Source organism: Methylobacterium sp. Leaf456 (genome assembly GCF_001425465.1).
GTDB lineage: Bacteria > Pseudomonadota > Alphaproteobacteria > Rhizobiales > Beijerinckiaceae > Methylobacterium.
In genome coordinates, this window is the sequence record NZ_LMQV01000044.1 from 1 (window position 1) to 14934 (window position 14934).

Sequence of the window (14934 nt, forward strand, 5' to 3'; positions counted from 1 at the left end):
ATGACAACGCTGAGCCCATCAATCCTCCTGTCGAGGACCAAAGGGAATCAGATCACGCCGTGCCAGGGAACCCCGAACGACTCGCAGCGGTCGGCAACAGCTCTAGTTGGCTTGGTAGCCATTCCGGGCAGGGGACACGCCAAACACGAGGTAGGTGGATGTGCGGTCAGGGGCAACCATGGTTTGGGCGCCCTCGTTGTACGCCTTGAAGGAAAAGAACCGTTCCTGATCGAAGGCGTCCCTATAATTAACGCGGCCCCATACGAAGATTTTGCACTCACCCTTCCGGACAAATTCCAACTTTTCAGGTGTGAGCTCGACCGACCCGCTTATGGTTACGCTAGAACCGGGGCCAATCACGGACTCAGATCGGAAGGTGTACTCTTCATCAAAGGGGACTTTATCGGCACCTCCGTACGCAGGCTGAACGCAAGTCTGAACCCTATAAGCAGGTGTTTGGCCATAGTTTCTGACAACCACAGTAAAGTTGACGTTGGAGCTTGGCCAATCCTGAGCCATCCCCGCCTTGTCAACGGATATGTAGGCCCGCAGTTGTTTTTCGGCGGTTTTGTCAGCCCCGCGAACCAGATCACGGGTCGCGCGCCAGAGGAAGTAAGTGGCTCCAAACAGACCAACGGTGGCGGCCGTCAAGACCGCGGTGAAGAGAGCAACCGGGTCTTCATAGGCCCGGTACAGGAGGCTCTTACATTCTTTATCAGCCTTGTGCTTCTCGGCCTCATTATCGATGTTGCAGTATCTATAATTTTCTCGTGAGTCGTCCACAAAGTGGCTTATAGCGCTGCCGCCTAACCCAAGGACGACAAAGAAGAAGAGGCATATGAGAGCCGCTAGAAGCCTGACACGACCATGTGGCACAGCGATCCCCTAAAGGTTGCTAAGCGGAACCGTAGTGCAGCCGATTGCAGCTGAGGATGCAAGAGTTCTGCTTCACCAGCTAACGCCGTTCGATTTTTTGCTGGTCGCTAGCAGCGTCGGAGAGAAGCAAAAGATTTATATATGATAGAGATGCACCTGTAGCCGAGATTGCTACAAGTCCATAAAACAATAGCTTTGTGAAATGGACTACGGTTCCAATTTTTACTGGATCATTTGCCCGGTCTCTTCTCTTGATGATGGCTGTAAGTACGCCTTTTTGCCCTGGTGTGACCGCTATTCCAAGATGGGTGCCTGGAACTTCAGGGATAGTATCCTTAAATAAACCCAGCTCAAGCTCCACTAAAGTTTTCTTGAGATTAGCTTCTCTTATGTACTTCTTTCTGACCTCAGTAGTTTTAAATCCCAGCAGCGCAATGAAACCCGGCAATAAGAAATATAATATCATAAAAGCAGATAATATCTTGCTATCGATTGCCAATCGCAACAAGCCTACGCCTGCCGCGGTTGCGGCAGACGAAGTGGTGACGTAAAACTTTGTCTGATCCCACCCTATGTTAACATTGAATCTATATTCATCCAATGTCGAAGCATAGATCTTCAGCAAAAGCTCTCGTTTCTGTTTCTCTAAATCTTCATCTGAAAGCTTTGGATCCAACCGTTCGAAAGACATGTTGAAATGTTTCCGTAAATTGCTCTGGATGATTTTCTAACCGGCTCTCAATCTCGGCTTGGCTCAGGTAGATAAGGCGAGCGATTTGTTCGTGGTCAAAATCGGGCATCTTCACGCTACGTCCACCGTAAACATGGACAAACTTCTCTGATCCTTTGTCTATCATCGAAAGCTCGCCGATAAAAGCGAGCTTGGCGCGTGACCGCATTTCGTCGTAGAGCTTGCGCTTAGCTGCGCTTTCGTATGTCTCGCCTGCGCGTAAGTATCCGGCAACGGACGAACCAATTTTGCCTGGGCTTCTCGGGTGGTCGTCGCGCAATTTTTGCAATACTAGCTGGCCGGGGGGCGATCTAAGCAGCACATGCACCGTGCGGAAATTAGCCCCATTGGGCAGCAAGGCGCGTCTAATCATTCGGCCAACAGCGTGATTGCTGTTATCCACCGTGTCGACTAGCATATCATCGTCAACGCGCATGGCGGACCTTTGTGGTCATGGCAGCGCAATGGGAGCGCGCGCCCTATGTCATAGCTTGCGGCTGAATGGCTAAGCTTCTGTAAAAATAACGGCGTCTAATGGGCTGAGAAGGTTAAGGAATAGTTGCCGGTGAGTCGGCATCGGCGGCCTCAAGGCTCGGTCAGTTCGGTGAGCGCAAGGCCCTCGACCTCTAGCGCCGCGAGGGACGCAAACAGGAAGGTCGCAGCGAACGTCCCGCGCTTGAGCTTCATAGTGATCGACGCCTCGCTCTCCTTGAAGCCGTGCTCCATCAACCGTTCGGCGAGACCCACGTAGGTCACGCCCTTTTCCTTCATCTTGGCCTTAAGGAAGGCGCTGGCGCGGGACTGCCACTCCGCTTCCGTCTTCGCTATCTGCATTCTGCGACCTATCAGTTCCGAGAGCTATCGGAAACGATAGATTTTGCTTGACACACTGTCAAAGCTATCACGGCTCTAACCCACCCCGACCGGATGCTTGACCACGAACGGCGTCCGCATCGTCACCAGTTCCTCGCCGAGCGTCGGGTGGACCGCGATGGTGCGATCGAAATCGGCCTTGGTGGCCCCCATGGTGACGGCGATGCCGACCGCCTGGATGATCTCGCCGGCATCCGGCCCCATCACGTGGACGCCGACCACGCGGTCGCCGGCGCGCTCGACCAGCACCTTCATGATGACGCGCTCGTTGCGGCCCGACAGCGTGGCCTTCATCGGGCGGAAGCTCGCCTTGTAGACGTCGATCTCGCCGTAGCATTCGCGGGCCACGTCCTCGTTGTGGCCGATCACGCCGATCTCGGGGGTCGAGAACACCGCGGTGGCGATCAGGCGGTGATCGACGCACCAGGGCTTGCCGCCGAACACCGTGTCGGCGAAGGCGTGGCCCTCGCGGATGGCGATGGGCGTCAGCGCGGCCCGCCCCGTCACGTCGCCGACCGCGTAGATCGAGGGGACGGTCGTGCGCGAATCCGCCTCGACGGGGATCGCGCCGCGCGCATCGAGGGCGATGCCAACCTTGTCGAGGCCCAGGCCCTCGACGTTGGGGCGCCGGCCCGTCGCCACCAGCACGCAATCCACGTCGAGCGTTTCACCGTCGTTCAGCGTCGCCCGGATGGCGCCGTCATGGCGGTCCAGCCGCTCGACGGTGCGCCCGAGGCGCAGGTCCATCCGCTCGGCATAGGCCTCGCCGAGCGCGGTGGCGATCTCGGGATCGAAGCCGCGCAGCAGCGTCTGGCCGCGGTGGAGCAGGGTGGTCTTGGTGCCGAGGGCGGCGAAGACGCCCGCGAACTCGACCGCGATGTAGCCGCCGCCGACCACGAGGATGCGCGCGGGCTGGGTCTTCAGATCGAACACGCCGTTCGAGTCGATGGCGAGTTCGGCGCCGGGGATCAGCGGCTCGTGGACCGGGCTCGCGCCGACCGCGATCAGGATGAATTTCGCCCGCACGGTGCGATCCGAACCGAGGAGGCGCACCGTGTGCGGGTCCTCGATGACGGCGCGCTCCGCCACCACCTCGACGCCGGAACCGGCGAGGTTGCGGCCGTAGATGCCCTCCAGCCGCGCCACCTCGGCGTCGCGCGAGGCCTTCAGCGCGGCCCAGTCGAAGCGCGGCGTATCGAAGTGCCAGCCGAAGCCCGCGGCGTCCGCGAACTCGTCGGCGAAGCGCCCGGCATAGACCATCAGCTTCTTCGGCACGCAGCCGCGGATCACGCAGGTGCCGCCGACGCGGTATTCCTCCGCCAGCATCACCCTGGCGCCGTGGCCGGCGGCGATCCGCGCCGCCCGCACGCCGCCGGAGCCGCCGCCGATCACGAACAGGTCGACGTCGAAGCTGTCGCTCATGGGATTCTCACTCGTTCGGTGCAGGCTGTGCGCAGCCATGCCAGGGCGGCGCCCAATCCCGCGGTCCACCAAGCCTGCCACGCCCCGTGCTCGACGAACATGATGGCCACGGCCGCGCCGAGAAGCCCCAAGGCCGTCGCGAACAGGGTACGCGGCAGCGTGGCGGCGGCCCATAGTCCCAAGAACGCCGCCAGCGCTCCCAGAACCGCGCCGACGAGGCCGAGTTCGGCCCAGATCTGGAGGAAGCTGTTGTGGGGGTGGCCCACCGCCAGCATCGTGCGCATCTCCGGCGCGAGACCGGCGGCCGCCGGCACCTCGGCGAAGCGTAAGGACGTGCCGTAGCCGGAGCCGATCAGCGGCGCTTCCGCCACCGCCGCCCCGAAGCTCTGGGCGATGGCGACGCGGGCGCGCGACGAACTCTGCACCAGCCGCTCGTGCGCCGCCTCCGGCATGAAGTGGACGAGGATGTCGCCCTCGACCGGCGCCAGGGCGAAGGCGAGGAACAGGATCAGGGCGGCCGATGCGAGGACGAGGCGCCTGGGCGCGAACCACGCGACGGCGAAGAGCCCGGCGCCCGCCAGCATCCCCATCGCGGCCGCCCCGCTGATCGAGCGCAGAACCGCGAAGGCCGTCACGGCCAGAAGCGCGAATGCGGCGAGGCGATGCCCGCGTAGCGCCAGCAGGGCGGCGAGCGGCCCGGCGAGAAGCACGGCGGTCAGCAGCGGCCGGTTGAACATGAACAGAGCCACCCGCTGCCCCAGCGCCTGCTGCAGGGCGAGGTCGGCGGCCAGACTTCCGGCGATGAACAGGCAGGCGGCGGCGAGCCCCGCGGCGGCGAGCGCTGGGCCCCAGTCCGGCATCCGCCCCGGCGCGAGGCGGACCAGCAGGTAGGCGGTGAGCAGCGCGAGGACGAACTCGGAAAAAGCCCGCGCGGACAGGCCGGGGAACGGACTCCAGGCGAAGGCCGCGAGGCACCACGCCAGGAAGGCGAGCGCTGCCAGCCCCGGTGGCGCGGCGAGCGGGCGAAGGACGAGGCGGACCGCGCCCGCGCCGTGCTCGGCGATGGCGCCCATAAGGAACAGGAGCGCGGCGATGCCGGCCACCAGCGGGCTCGACCGGTTGGCGAGCACCAGGATCACCGGCATCAGCGCCAGCGCGACCGCCCCGGCGGCGTCGAGGCGCGCCGCGCTCGAGCCGTGCCCGACCCCGTTGGGTCGGGTCACGCCTCCAGCCTCTTGTTTTGCCGCGCTTTCTTGCGACGAACCGGTGCCCACTTCGTCGGAAAGCGCTTGAGCGGGCCTCACTGGAGCGAGTGGCCGCGCTTGCCCATCTCGGCGCGGGTGCGGATCATGATGTATTCCGAGACTTCCTGGGTCCAGTCCTGCATGGCGCCGACCATGTCGTCGAGGATCTGCGGCTGGGTCTCGACGTAGCGCTTGCCCGCGGGCGAGCGGAAGAACACGATGATCTCCTTCAGCTCGGCCTCGCTCAGGCGCTTGGCGTAGATGCGCGCGGCGATCTCGATCAGCCGGTTCTTCTGCAGCGTCATCTCGGGCTCGAGACCCTTGAGTACCTCGTCGAGGTCCTTGCCGAGATCGGGCCGGGTCACCGCGTTCTTGCGGATCTGGTCCGACATGGTCGGGATGATCGAGTCGAAGGAGCGGCTCATGCCCGAACCCAGCATCACCTCGCGGGCGAGCGCGAGGTGGGAGGGCGTCAGCTCCGGCTCGGCCGGGGGCTGCGGCGCGGGCGTACCGGGCTTGGCGGTCGGCTTCTGCGCGGGGGCCGGGGGCTTGGCGGCCTGCGCGAGGGCGGCCTGGGGGGCGGCCAGGGCGAGGAGGGCAGCCAGGACGGCAAGACGGGGCAGCATGCGAAAATGGCTCCGAAGAATGCGAAGGGCAGCGAGCGCCGGACGGGTCAAGGGCGACTCAAAACGGTGACGCGGGCCTCCGAACCGGAGGCCTCGGCGAGGAAGGCGGTGTCGGCAATGCCGAGGAACAGGCCGTGCTCGACCACGCCGGGCACCGCCCAGAGCCGGGCCGAGAGCCCTTCCGGATCGGGAATGCTGCCCAGATGCGCGTCGAGGAGCGCGTGGCCGCCATCGGTGAGAAGCGGCTCGCCCGCGGCATCGAGCCGGCGGGTCAGGGGCTTGCCGGCGCAGCCGCTCTCTGCCAGCGCCGCCTCGACCGCGCGCCACGTCGCGCCGAGGCCGAACCCGTTGACCTCGATCGGCAGCGGGAAGGCGCCGAGCGTCTCCACCCGCTTGGCCGCATCGGCGATCACCACCATGCGCCGGCTCGCCATCGCGACGATCTTTTCGCGCAACAGCGCCGCCCCGCCGCCCTTGATCAGCCGCAGGTTGGCATCGACCTCGTCGGCCCCGTCGATGGTGAGATCGAGTTCGGGCAACTCGTCGAGGGTCGCGAGCCGGATGCCCTCGCGCTCGCACGCGATCCGCGTCGCCTCCGAGGTCGGCACGCCGATCACGTCGAGGCCGGCGCGCACCCGGTCGCCGAGCAGCGCGATGAAGGCGGCGGCCGTGCTGCCGGTGCCGATGCCGAGCCGCATCTCGGGCTCGACCAGTTCGAGCGCGCGCGCGGCGGCGGCGCGACGCAGATCGGGCGCGCTCACGAGACCATCTCCGGAAACAGATGCGTCATGGGCGGACGGCCCCGGTTCGCGTGCTGAAGGACGGGCAGGCCCCTAGCACGCCCCCCACCGCGGCAAAAGCCGGGCGAGGGCCGTGCGAAGCTCGGTCGCTCGCTCGTGAAACTGCGCGTCAGGGCCGGCCCTGTTGCCCGCCGCTCTGCCCGCCCTGCGGCGGCGTGGCGCTCGGGCCGGCGCGGCCGGGCGCCGGGCCGGTGGCCGCCGCGCCCGCGCCGCTGGCGGTGCCCGCGGGCGGCGGGCCGGCCTGCTCGGTGCAGACCACCAGCTCCTGCCGGATCTGGACGTAGCAGGCGCTCATCGTGCCGGTGCGAAGGTTGACGCGGTAGATGCCCGACTCGCGGGCGTGGCGCGAGGCGATCAGCCCGTACTCCCCCGGCGCCTGCGGCCCGGCCCCCTCTCCGGCGGCGAAGCACAGCGTCACGCCGACGCTGTCGTCGCGCAGGCCGTACTGGCAGGACGTGACCTCGCCGGTGGCGCGGTCGATCCGGTAGATCCGGTTGAGATCGACGGCGGGCGCCGCGACGAACTCGTACGAGCCCGCGGCGCGGGCCGCCCCCGTCGAGGCGAGCGCCGCCAACAGCGCGCAGCCGGCGAGACGGGCGGGGAGAAAAGCCGAAAGCGAGCGCATGGATCAGCCGGAGTGAGGAGCGGGGATAACGGGGACAAGTCGAAGCCTGCGACGCCGCCATCAGACGCGGTTTCCATGGCGGAGCTTGGGCGAAACGCCAAGATCGAGGGCCGATCGAGGGCCGATCGAGGGGCGGCAGGAACGCAACAGGGGCGCGCGCGCTAACGCTCGGTCAACCGTCGGGGTTGATCGTCGGGGAGACGACCGCTAGCCAGCTTGACAGTGTTTCGATTTGGGACGCCGATGACCGTTCTTCCCCCGATCGCCGTGTTCGATCTCGACGGGACCCTCGCCGAGACCGCGGGCGACCTCGTCGGCACCCTCAACGTGATCCTCGCCCGCGAGGGGCACGCGCCGCTGCCGCTCGAACAGGCCCGCGACCTCTTGGGCGCCGGCGCCCGCGCGCTGATCCAGCGGGGCTTCGCCGCCTCGGGCGCCGAACTGAGCGCCGAGCGATTGGAAGTGCTGTTCGAGGCCTTCCTGGAGCATTACGGCGCGCATCTCAGCGACAATTCCCATCTGTTTCCGGGCGTCGTCGCCGCGCTCGACCGGTTGGAGGCCGAGGGCTTCGTGCTTGCGGTCTGCACCAACAAGGTCGAGGCGCACGCCGTCGCGCTGCTCGACGAACTCGGCGTGCGCGACCGCTTCCCCGTCATCGTCGGCAAGGACACCTTCGCCTTCTCCAAGCCCGACCCGCGCCACATCACCGCGACGATCGCGCGGGCCGGCGGCGATCCGACCCGCGCCGTGATGGTGGGTGATTCCCGCGCCGACGTGGCCGCCGCCCAAGCCTGCGGCATCCCGGTCGTCGGCGTCACCTTCGGCTACACCCCGGTGCCGATGCGCGCGCTGAAGCCCGACTGGACCATCGAGCATTTCGACGAACTGGTGGACGCGGTCGCCGCGCTGGTGCCCCATGCCTTTCGGAGAGCGGAAGTGAAGCCCGCGGCTTGATGAAGTAAGGCTTCGGGCGCGGATCGACGCGGGGTCTTCAGCCGTCATCCCGGGTTCGCCTTCGGCGCCCCGGAATGACGGTGGTGTTTCGTCCGAGTGTCGTCGATGCGCTTGCACCGGCCCGGCGCCTGCGCCACTGAGCCTCGACCGGGAGGCCCCGGCGGCGAGAGGCACGATGAGCGATCCGACCCCCTTCGAGCTGACGCTGGAGCGCATCGCCCTGATCCGGCGGCTGGTCGTGGCCTGGAACCCGGCCGGGATGGGCGCGCCGATCGTCCACCCGGACGCGCCCTACGGCAGCGCCGACCGCGACGACGACATCTTCAACGTCACCGGCGACGACGAGGGGGCCGAGGAGGAGCACCGGGCGATGGGCGACGCGCTGGCCGTGTTCCTGCGCCACGCCGTGCTCCGGCCCGGCCGCTACCAGTACCACAACCCGCTGGCCAAGCTGACCTCGACGGCTTTGGGCGACGTCTTCCGCGACGACGAGACCGGCGAGACGCCCGAGCACATCACCTTCGAGGTGACCGACGCCCACCTCGCCCTGATCCCGCGGCTCCAAGTGCGCTGGGACGCCGCGGCCGACGTGCCGGCGATCGATACCGCGCAGCCCTACGGTGCCGGGGCGCAGGCGGAATCCGAGCGGCTGCACCGCGAGATGCAGCCGGCGATGCAGATCTTTTTGCGGTACGGCGACCTTGCGCCGGGGTTCTTTGCGAAGGGGTAAGGTTGGCTGGAAAGCAGCCTTACCCTCTCCGCCGACATTCCGGGGTCGCGTAGCGGAACCCGGAATCAACCTGTGATGCGCGGCTATAGGGTTGCGGCCAGCCGTCATTCCGGGTTCGCCTGCAGCGACCCGGAATGACGACGGAGGGTTGGAGTCAGCCGGTCGGCCTCAGCCTTCCCGCTTCTTCCGCTGCGCCAGCGTGCGCAGCCGGAGCGCGTTCAACTTGATAAAGCCCGCGGCATCCCGGTGGTCGTAGGCGACGGCGCCTTCCTCGAAGGTGACGAGGTCCTGATCGTAGAGCGAGTGCGGGCTCGTGCGGCCGATGACGTGGACGCCACCCTTGTAGAGCTTGAGCCGGACCTCGCCGGTGACCTTCTCTTGGCTCTTGTCGATCAGCGCCTGGAGCATCTCGCGCTCCGGCGAGAACCAGAAACCGTTGTAGATCAGCTCCGCGTATTGCGGCATCAGCTGGTCCTTGAGGTGGGCCGCACCCCGGTCCAGCGTGATCGACTCGATGGCACGGTGGGCCGGCAACAGGATGGTGCCGCCGGGCGTCTCGTACATGCCGCGGCTCTTCATGCCGACGAAGCGGTTTTCCACCAGATCGAGTCGGCCGATGCCGTTGGCGTGGCCCAACTCGTTGAGCTTCGCCAGCAGCGCGGCGGGCGACAGCGCTTCGCCGTCGATCGAGACCGCGTCGCCGCGCTCGAAGCCGATGGTGATGATCGTGGGGGTGTCCGGCGCCTCTTCGGGCGAGAGGGTGCGGGAATAGACGTAGTCCGGCACTTCCACGGCCGGGTCCTCCAGCACCTTGCCCTCGGAGGAGGCGTGCAGGAGGTTGGCATCGACCGAGAACGGGCTCTCGCCGCGCTTGTCCTTGGCGATCGGGATCTGGTGCTGCTCGGCGAACGCGATCAGCTGCTCGCGCGAGCGCAGGTCCCACTCGCGCCAGGGGGCGATCACGGTCACGTCGGGCTTGAGCGCGTAGTAGCCGAGTTCGAACCGGACCTGATCGTTGCCCTTGCCGGTGGCGCCGTGACAGACGGCGTCGGCGCCGACGCGTTCGGCGATCTCAATCTGCTTCTTGGCGATCAGCGGCCGGGCGATCGAGGTGCCGAGCAGGTACACGCCCTCGTAGACGGCGTTGGCGCGGAACATCGGGAAGACGTAGTCGCGGACGAATTCCTCGCGCAGGTCTTCGATAAATATGTTTTCCGATTTGATGCCGAGAAGCTCGGCCTTGCGCCGGGCCGGCTCCAGCTCCTCGCCCTGGCCGAGATCGGCCGTGAAGGTCACGACCTCGCAGCCGTAGGTCGTCTGCAACCACTTGAGAATGATGGAGGTATCGAGCCCACCCGAATAGGCGAGCACGACCTTCTTGACGGGCTTGTTCGGGCTGGCGTCGGACATCGGCGGGGGTTCCGGGAAAGGATCGGGCGCGCGGGCGCGGTCGATTGCGGCTTAACAGCAGGCCGGAGCGCCACGCAACCGGGCCGGCATGGCCAAGGTTGTCCGGTGCGGCCCGCCTCTTGCGGCGCTGCCGTCCCTTGCGGCCGAGCGGCTCCGGGGCGACGATGGTCACACCCCGGCGAACACCGGAACGGAGACAGGCTGAATGGCGCGGCGGCCGACCCTGGAATTCTGGTACGAGTTCGCCTCGACCTACTCCTACCTTGCGGCGATGCGCATCGAGGCGCTGGCGGAGGCGGCCGATGTCGAGATCCGATGGCGGCCCTTCCTGCTCGGGCCGATCTTCGCCGCACACGGCTGGACCAACTCACCGTTCGTTCTCTACCCGGCCAAGGGCCGCAACATGTGGCGCGACCTCGACCGCGAGGCGGCGCGCTATGGCCTGCCGCCGGTGACGCGCCCGAGCCCGTTTCCGCAGAACTCGCTCGCCGCCACCCGCGCGGCGACCTACGGCGCCGACCACGACTGGCTGGTGCCGTTCTCCAAAGCGGTGTTCGAGACGAGCTTTGCCCGCGGCGAATCGATCGCCGAGCCGGCGGCGGTGGCAAAAGTCCTCGACCGGATCGGCCTCGACGGCACCGCGATCCTCCGGGCGGCCTCCGCCGAGACCAACAAGGGCCGTCTCAAAGTCGCGGGCGAAGAGGCGCGCTCGCGCGGCATCTACGGCGCGCCGAGCTTTCTGGCCGAGGACGGCGAACTGTTCTGGGGCAACGACCGGCTGGAACAGGCGCTGGCCTGGGCTGCGGGGGACCGGCCAGCGGGGCTGCGGTAGTTTTTTTTCGGCGTTTCCCACCCAGCCCTTCAGGATGAGGGTGTGGGTGGGAAAGGCGGACGGTTCCTCAGCCCCTCTTCAAGTCGCGCCCGCGCGTCTCCGGCAGCAGGAACGCCGCGAGCGTGCCGACGAGGCTGAAGGCGGCCAGATAATAGGCCGGCATCATCCGGTCGCCGGTGGTCGAGATCAGCCAGTTGACGAGGTAGTTCGTCGAGCCGCCGAACACCGAGACCGACAGCGCATAGACGATCGACAGCCCGGCCGAGCGCACGGCGCGGGGCAGCGCTTCGGGGATCGCCACGATGATCGCCGCCGCATTGATCGAGGACAGGGCCGAGAGCAGGAAGGTGACGGCGTAGACGGCCGCCGCACCGGGCTCGCGCAGGAGCCACCCGAACGCCGGCACGGCCGCCACGAGGATCAGGGCGCGCGGCCAGATCAGCACCGGGCGCCGGCCGTAGCGGTCGGCGAGCCAGCCGCCGAGCAGCGGGAAGGCGACCGAGGCGAGGCCGAGCGCGATCGGCACCGCGTTGGCGGCGGTCTCCGACAGGCCGAGCGTCGCGCCGGCATAGACCGGCATGTTGGTGCCGATGGCGTTCGAGACGGTCGAGGCCGCGATCACCACGAAGGTGAGGCCGAGGAGCCGGCCGTGCTCGCGCAGCAGCCGCATCACGACGGCGCCGGTCGAGGCGGCGGCGTCGGGGTCCTGCTCGGCGCCCGCGGTCTCGGGCAGGTGGCTGCGGATCACGAGGCCGACCGGCACCACGAGGAGGCCGAGGCCGAACATCACCCGCCAGCCCCAATCCGCCATGGCGGCGTCGCCCAGCGCCAGCGTCAGGCCGGTGGCGAACAGGCCCGCGACCAGCGCGGCGCAGCCCTGGCTGGCGATCTGCCAGCTCGCCACGAAGCCGCGGCTTTTCGCCGGAGCCGCTTCGACCAGATACGCGGTGGAGGGCCCGACCTCGCCGCCGAGCGCCAGCCCCTGGATCAGCCGCCCGGCGATGACGATGGCCTGCGCCCAGCCTCCGAGCACGGCGGTGCCGGGGCAGGCCGCCAGCATCAGCATGCCGATGGCCATCAGGCCGATGGTGAGCAGCATCGCCGGCTTGCGCCCCGCCCGGTCGGCGAAGGCGCCGATCAGCACGCCGCCGACGGGACGCATCACGTAGCCGATGCCGAACAGGGCGAGCGAGGCGAGCAGGCTGTCGGTGGCGCTGCCGCCGGGAAAGAACGTCTCGCCGATCGCCTTGGCGAAGAAGGCGTAGACGGTGAAGTCGTAGAATTCGAGTGCGTTGCCCAGCACCACTGCGCCCACCGCCTTGCGGTCGAGGCGGGTCGTCTGTGCTGTGTCGTGGACGTTCATTCCGATTCCTGATCGTCTTGCCGGGCCGTTCAAGCCGTCGGACCGCCGGCCTGTTCCCGCGGGGCCGCCCCGCAGGTATGAGGGGGCGGGGGCATGACGAGGCATTGGACGGCGGCATGCAGGACGAATCCCGACACGATCGCGCGAGCGCCGAGCCCGGCCGCCGCGCGTTCCTCAAGACGAGCCTCGGTGCGGGCTTCGCGCTGGCCGTCCAGCCGGTCTCGGCCGCCACCCTCACGACGCCGACCGACGGATTGGTCGCGGGCGAGGTGAAGGTACCCTCGCTCGGCGTCGAAATCCCGGCCTACCGGGCGATGCCGGCCTCCGGCGGACCTTTTCCGATCATGCTCGTCGTGCAGGAGATTTTTGGGGTCCACGAACACATCAAGGACGTGTGCCGGCGCTTTGCCAAGCTCGGCTACTACGCCATCGCCCCCGACCTGTTCGCCCGCCAGGGCGACGCCACCAAGGCCGACATCCCGACGATCCGGACACAGATCGTGCCGAAGGTGCCGGACGCGCAGGTGATGGACGACCTCGACGCCACGGTGGCCTTTGCCGGCCTCAGCGGCTCGGCGGACGTGAAGCGGCTCGGCATCACCGGCTTCTGCTGGGGCGGGCGCATCGTCTGGCTCTACGCCGCCCACACCAACACGCTGAAGGCGGGGGTCGCCTTCTACGGCATCCTGGGTGGGGCGGCCTCGCCCCCCTCGGACTTGAAGCCGCGCAACCCTGTCGATGTCGCGGGCGAACTCCAGTCGCCGATCCTCGGCCTCTACGCGGGCAAGGACGACAACATCCCGATGCCGATCATCGAGCAGATGCAGGCTAACCTGAAGGCCGCCAACAGCTCCTCGCAGATCGAGGTGTTCGCCGACGCCCCCCACGGCTTCCACGCCGATTACCGCCCGACCTACCGCGAGGGGCCGGCGACCGAGGCGTGGGGCAAGGCGCTGGCGTGGTTCAAGGCGAACGGGGCGGCCTGAGGACGCTCGTCACGCGGCCACGGGCACGGCGTCCCGCGGCCGCGTGCCGACGAACAAAGCCATCATCGCCGCGGCGATGCACAAAAACCCCGCCGAGACGAACGCCGAAAAATAATCGCCCGTGCCGGTGCGGACCGCGCCCGCCGCCCAGGCGGCGCTGGCCGCGCCGATCTGGTGGGCGGCGGCGATCCAGCCGAACATCAGCGCTGCGTTCTCCTCGCCGAAGACTTTGCCCGCGAGGCTCACGGTCGGCGGCACGGTGGCGATCCAGTCGAGGCCGTAGAACACGGCGAACAGCGACAGGCCGTAGACGCTGAAGTCGAACGAGTAGGGCAGGAACATCAGAGAGAGCCCGCGCAGGCCGTAATACCACGCGAGCAGGCGGCGTGGATCGGTGCGGTCGGTGAGCCAGCCCGAGGCGGTGGTGCCGACGAGGTCGCACAGGCCCATCAGGGCCAGCACGCCCGCCGCCGTCACCGCCGGGATGCCGCGGTCGATGCAGGCCGGGATCAGGTGGGTGCCGATGAGCCCGTTGGTCGAGGCGCCGCAGATGAAGAAGGTGCCCGACAGGAGCCAGAAGTCGCGCGAGCGCAGGCCCGTGGCGAGGCCCTGGAGCGCGCGCCGGGCCGGGTTGATCCCGCCCTTTGGGGCCGGTTGCATCACGGTCTCGCCGAAGCGGGGCAGGCCAAGATCGGCCGGGCGGTCGCGCATCAGCCACGCCACGAGCGGCACCAAACTGAGCGCGGCGAGCGAGACGGTCAGCGCCACCGTCCGCCAGCCCGGCCCCTCGGCGAGGTGGGCCAGCACGGGCAGGAACACGAGCTGTCCCGTGGCGGCGCTCGCGGTCAGGAGCCCGACCACGAGACCGCGATGGCGCCCGAACCAGCGCGCCGCGACGGTGGCGCCGAGGACGTTGGCCACCATGCCGGTGCCCGCGCCGACGACGAGGCCCCACAGCAGCACCATCTGCCAGACCTCGCGCATCAGCACGGTGGCGGCGGTGCCGATGGCGAGCACCACGAGCGTGGCGCAGACCGAGCGGCGCAGGCCGAACCGCTCGATGATCGCCACCGCGAACGGCCCGATCATGCCGTAGAGGAAGATGTTGAGGGCGATTCCCCCGCTGATGGTCGCGGTGCTCCAGCCGAATTCGCGCTCCCACGGCACGATCAGCACCCCCGGCGTCGCCCGCACCCCCGCACCGACCAAGAGGACGAGGAAGGTCACGCCCGCGACGATCCAGCCGTAATGCAGGCGCGCGGGCGCCGAGGGGGCAGGCGTGGGCATGCCGGGCTCCGAGGGGCAGCGAGGGTTTCAGGGTGGGCGCCCGAAGCCGCATCTGCGGCTTCGCGGCGCGAAGAGCGCCGCGCGGAGCGGGTTTTTCCAGGACATCCGTCCTGAAAAGCGTCGAGCGGAGCGAAAGCCCAAGCTCGCGGATGCGAGCGCCGGCGATTGAGGCCAGC

16 protein-coding genes are annotated in these 14934 nt (G+C 67.7%); 4 read left to right on the top strand and 12 right to left on the bottom strand.

From position 1 onward, the window contains the following. Nucleotides 1-102: 102 nt before the first annotated feature. From ASG52_RS28820 to ASG52_RS23920, 9 genes are all read right to left on the bottom strand, one after another. Nucleotides 103-876, bottom strand: a complete 774-nt coding sequence (locus ASG52_RS28820; RefSeq protein WP_502691109.1) for a DUF8453 domain-containing protein — start codon at nt 874-876, stop codon at nt 103-105. A gap of 79 nt (nt 877-955) precedes the next feature. Next, on the bottom strand, nt 956-1567 hold the full coding sequence (locus ASG52_RS27540) for a hypothetical protein (RefSeq protein WP_156384109.1): 612 nt from the start codon (nt 1565-1567) through the stop codon (nt 956-958). Beyond that, nucleotides 1530-2042: an NUDIX domain-containing protein gene (locus tag ASG52_RS27545; RefSeq protein WP_156384110.1), complete on the bottom strand. Its 513-nt coding sequence runs from the start codon at nt 2040-2042 to the stop codon at nt 1530-1532. Before ASG52_RS27545 ends, ASG52_RS27540 begins: the two co-directional genes overlap by 38 nt. Before the next feature lie 149 nt (nt 2043-2191). Next, the gene (locus ASG52_RS23895) at nt 2192-2440 is read right to left on the bottom strand and encodes a DUF6471 domain-containing protein (RefSeq protein ID WP_056248905.1); all 249 of its coding nucleotides are present in this window, start codon (nt 2438-2440) and stop codon (nt 2192-2194) included. Nucleotides 2441-2515: 75 nt separating this feature from the next. Next, nucleotides 2516-3901 carry a glutathione-disulfide reductase gene (gene gorA, locus ASG52_RS23900; RefSeq protein WP_056248910.1) on the bottom strand — a complete coding sequence of 462 codons (1386 nt, stop codon included), beginning with the start codon at nt 3899-3901 and terminating at the stop codon, nt 2516-2518. Next, nucleotides 3898-5046 (bottom strand): O-antigen ligase family protein, encoded by a 1149-nt coding sequence (locus ASG52_RS23905; RefSeq protein WP_200945663.1) that lies wholly within the window; start codon nt 5044-5046, stop codon nt 3898-3900. The genes gorA and ASG52_RS23905 overlap by 4 nt, the downstream gene beginning before the upstream one ends. Nucleotides 5047-5201: 155 nt before the next feature. Then, entirely contained in the window at nt 5202-5771 is a 570-nt protein-coding gene (locus tag ASG52_RS23910) for a DUF2059 domain-containing protein (RefSeq protein WP_056248913.1), read from the bottom strand. A gap of 47 nt (nt 5772-5818) precedes the next feature. After that, the gene (gene rpiA / locus ASG52_RS23915; protein WP_056248916.1) at nt 5819-6532 is read right to left on the bottom strand and encodes a ribose-5-phosphate isomerase RpiA; all 714 of its coding nucleotides are present in this window, start codon (nt 6530-6532) and stop codon (nt 5819-5821) included. Between the two features lie 148 nt (nt 6533-6680). Then, the gene (locus tag ASG52_RS23920; RefSeq protein ID WP_056248920.1) at nt 6681-7196 is read right to left on the bottom strand and encodes a hypothetical protein; all 516 of its coding nucleotides are present in this window, start codon (nt 7194-7196) and stop codon (nt 6681-6683) included. Nucleotides 7197-7439: 243 nt separating this feature from the next. Between ASG52_RS23920 and gph the strand changes: the two genes are divergently transcribed. Together gph and ASG52_RS23930 are read left to right on the top strand one after the other, a co-directional pair. After that, the gene (gph, locus tag ASG52_RS23925) at nt 7440-8150 is read left to right on the top strand and encodes a phosphoglycolate phosphatase (RefSeq protein ID WP_056248922.1); all 711 of its coding nucleotides are present in this window, start codon (nt 7440-7442) and stop codon (nt 8148-8150) included. Between the two features lie 175 nt (nt 8151-8325). Beyond that, the gene (locus tag ASG52_RS23930) at nt 8326-8880 is read left to right on the top strand and encodes a hypothetical protein (protein ID WP_056248925.1); all 555 of its coding nucleotides are present in this window, start codon (nt 8326-8328) and stop codon (nt 8878-8880) included. A 168-nt stretch (nt 8881-9048) separates the two neighbouring features. Here the strand turns inward: ASG52_RS23930 and ASG52_RS23935 are convergent, their stop codons facing one another. Beyond that, entirely contained in the window at nt 9049-10290 is a 1242-nt protein-coding gene (locus tag ASG52_RS23935) for an argininosuccinate synthase (RefSeq protein WP_056248928.1), read from the bottom strand. A 205-nt stretch (nt 10291-10495) separates the two neighbouring features. Here ASG52_RS23935 and ASG52_RS23940 point away from each other — a divergent pair, with 205 nt between their 5' ends. Then, on the top strand, nt 10496-11122 hold the full coding sequence (locus ASG52_RS23940; RefSeq protein ID WP_056248931.1) for a 2-hydroxychromene-2-carboxylate isomerase: 627 nt from the start codon (nt 10496-10498) through the stop codon (nt 11120-11122). Nucleotides 11123-11189: 67 nt separating this feature from the next. Here the strand turns inward: ASG52_RS23940 and ASG52_RS23945 are convergent, their stop codons facing one another. Further along, nucleotides 11190-12485 (bottom strand): MFS transporter, encoded by a 1296-nt coding sequence (locus tag ASG52_RS23945; protein WP_056248933.1) that lies wholly within the window; start codon nt 12483-12485, stop codon nt 11190-11192. Between the two features lie 116 nt (nt 12486-12601). On the opposite strand from ASG52_RS23945, the gene ASG52_RS23950 reads away from it, so the two are divergent. After that, nucleotides 12602-13471, top strand: a complete 870-nt coding sequence (locus tag ASG52_RS23950; RefSeq protein WP_056249894.1) for a dienelactone hydrolase family protein — start codon at nt 12602-12604, stop codon at nt 13469-13471. A gap of 9 nt (nt 13472-13480) precedes the next feature. Here ASG52_RS23950 and ASG52_RS23955 read toward each other — a convergent pair whose 3' ends face one another. Then, nucleotides 13481-14758, bottom strand: coding sequence for an MFS transporter (locus ASG52_RS23955; protein WP_056248935.1), 1278 nt, complete (start codon nt 14756-14758; stop codon nt 13481-13483). Nucleotides 14759-14934 lie beyond the last annotated feature (176 nt).

Excerpts from the sequence above, each read along its gene's own strand:
- ASG52_RS23955 (WP_056248935.1), bottom strand. The coding sequence starts at position 14,758 with ATGCCCACGCCTGCCCCCTCGGCGCCCGCGCGCCTGCATTACGGCTGG.
- ASG52_RS23935 (WP_056248928.1), bottom strand. The coding sequence starts at position 10,290 with ATGTCCGACGCCAGCCCGAACAAGCCCGTCAAGAAGGTCGTGCTCGCC.
- ASG52_RS23950 (WP_056249894.1), top strand. The coding sequence starts at position 12,602 with ATGCAGGACGAATCCCGACACGATCGCGCGAGCGCCGAGCCCGGCCGC.
- gorA (WP_056248910.1), bottom strand. The coding sequence starts at position 3,901 with ATGAGCGACAGCTTCGACGTCGACCTGTTCGTGATCGGCGGCGGCTCC.
- ASG52_RS23940 (WP_056248931.1), top strand. The coding sequence starts at position 10,496 with ATGGCGCGGCGGCCGACCCTGGAATTCTGGTACGAGTTCGCCTCGACC.
- ASG52_RS23930 (WP_056248925.1), top strand. The coding sequence starts at position 8,326 with ATGAGCGATCCGACCCCCTTCGAGCTGACGCTGGAGCGCATCGCCCTG.
- ASG52_RS27540 (WP_156384109.1), bottom strand. The coding sequence starts at position 1,567 with ATGTCTTTCGAACGGTTGGATCCAAAGCTTTCAGATGAAGATTTAGAG.
- ASG52_RS27545 (WP_156384110.1), bottom strand. The coding sequence starts at position 2,042 with ATGCGCGTTGACGATGATATGCTAGTCGACACGGTGGATAACAGCAAT.
- ASG52_RS23910 (WP_056248913.1), bottom strand. The coding sequence starts at position 5,771 with ATGCTGCCCCGTCTTGCCGTCCTGGCTGCCCTCCTCGCCCTGGCCGCC.
- ASG52_RS23905 (WP_200945663.1), bottom strand. The coding sequence starts at position 5,046 with ATGCCGGTGATCCTGGTGCTCGCCAACCGGTCGAGCCCGCTGGTGGCC.
- gph (WP_056248922.1), top strand. The coding sequence starts at position 7,440 with ATGACCGTTCTTCCCCCGATCGCCGTGTTCGATCTCGACGGGACCCTC.
- ASG52_RS23920 (WP_056248920.1), bottom strand. The coding sequence starts at position 7,196 with ATGCGCTCGCTTTCGGCTTTTCTCCCCGCCCGTCTCGCCGGCTGCGCG.
- ASG52_RS23945 (WP_056248933.1), bottom strand. The coding sequence starts at position 12,485 with ATGAACGTCCACGACACAGCACAGACGACCCGCCTCGACCGCAAGGCG.
- ASG52_RS23895 (WP_056248905.1), bottom strand. The coding sequence starts at position 2,440 with ATGCAGATAGCGAAGACGGAAGCGGAGTGGCAGTCCCGCGCCAGCGCC.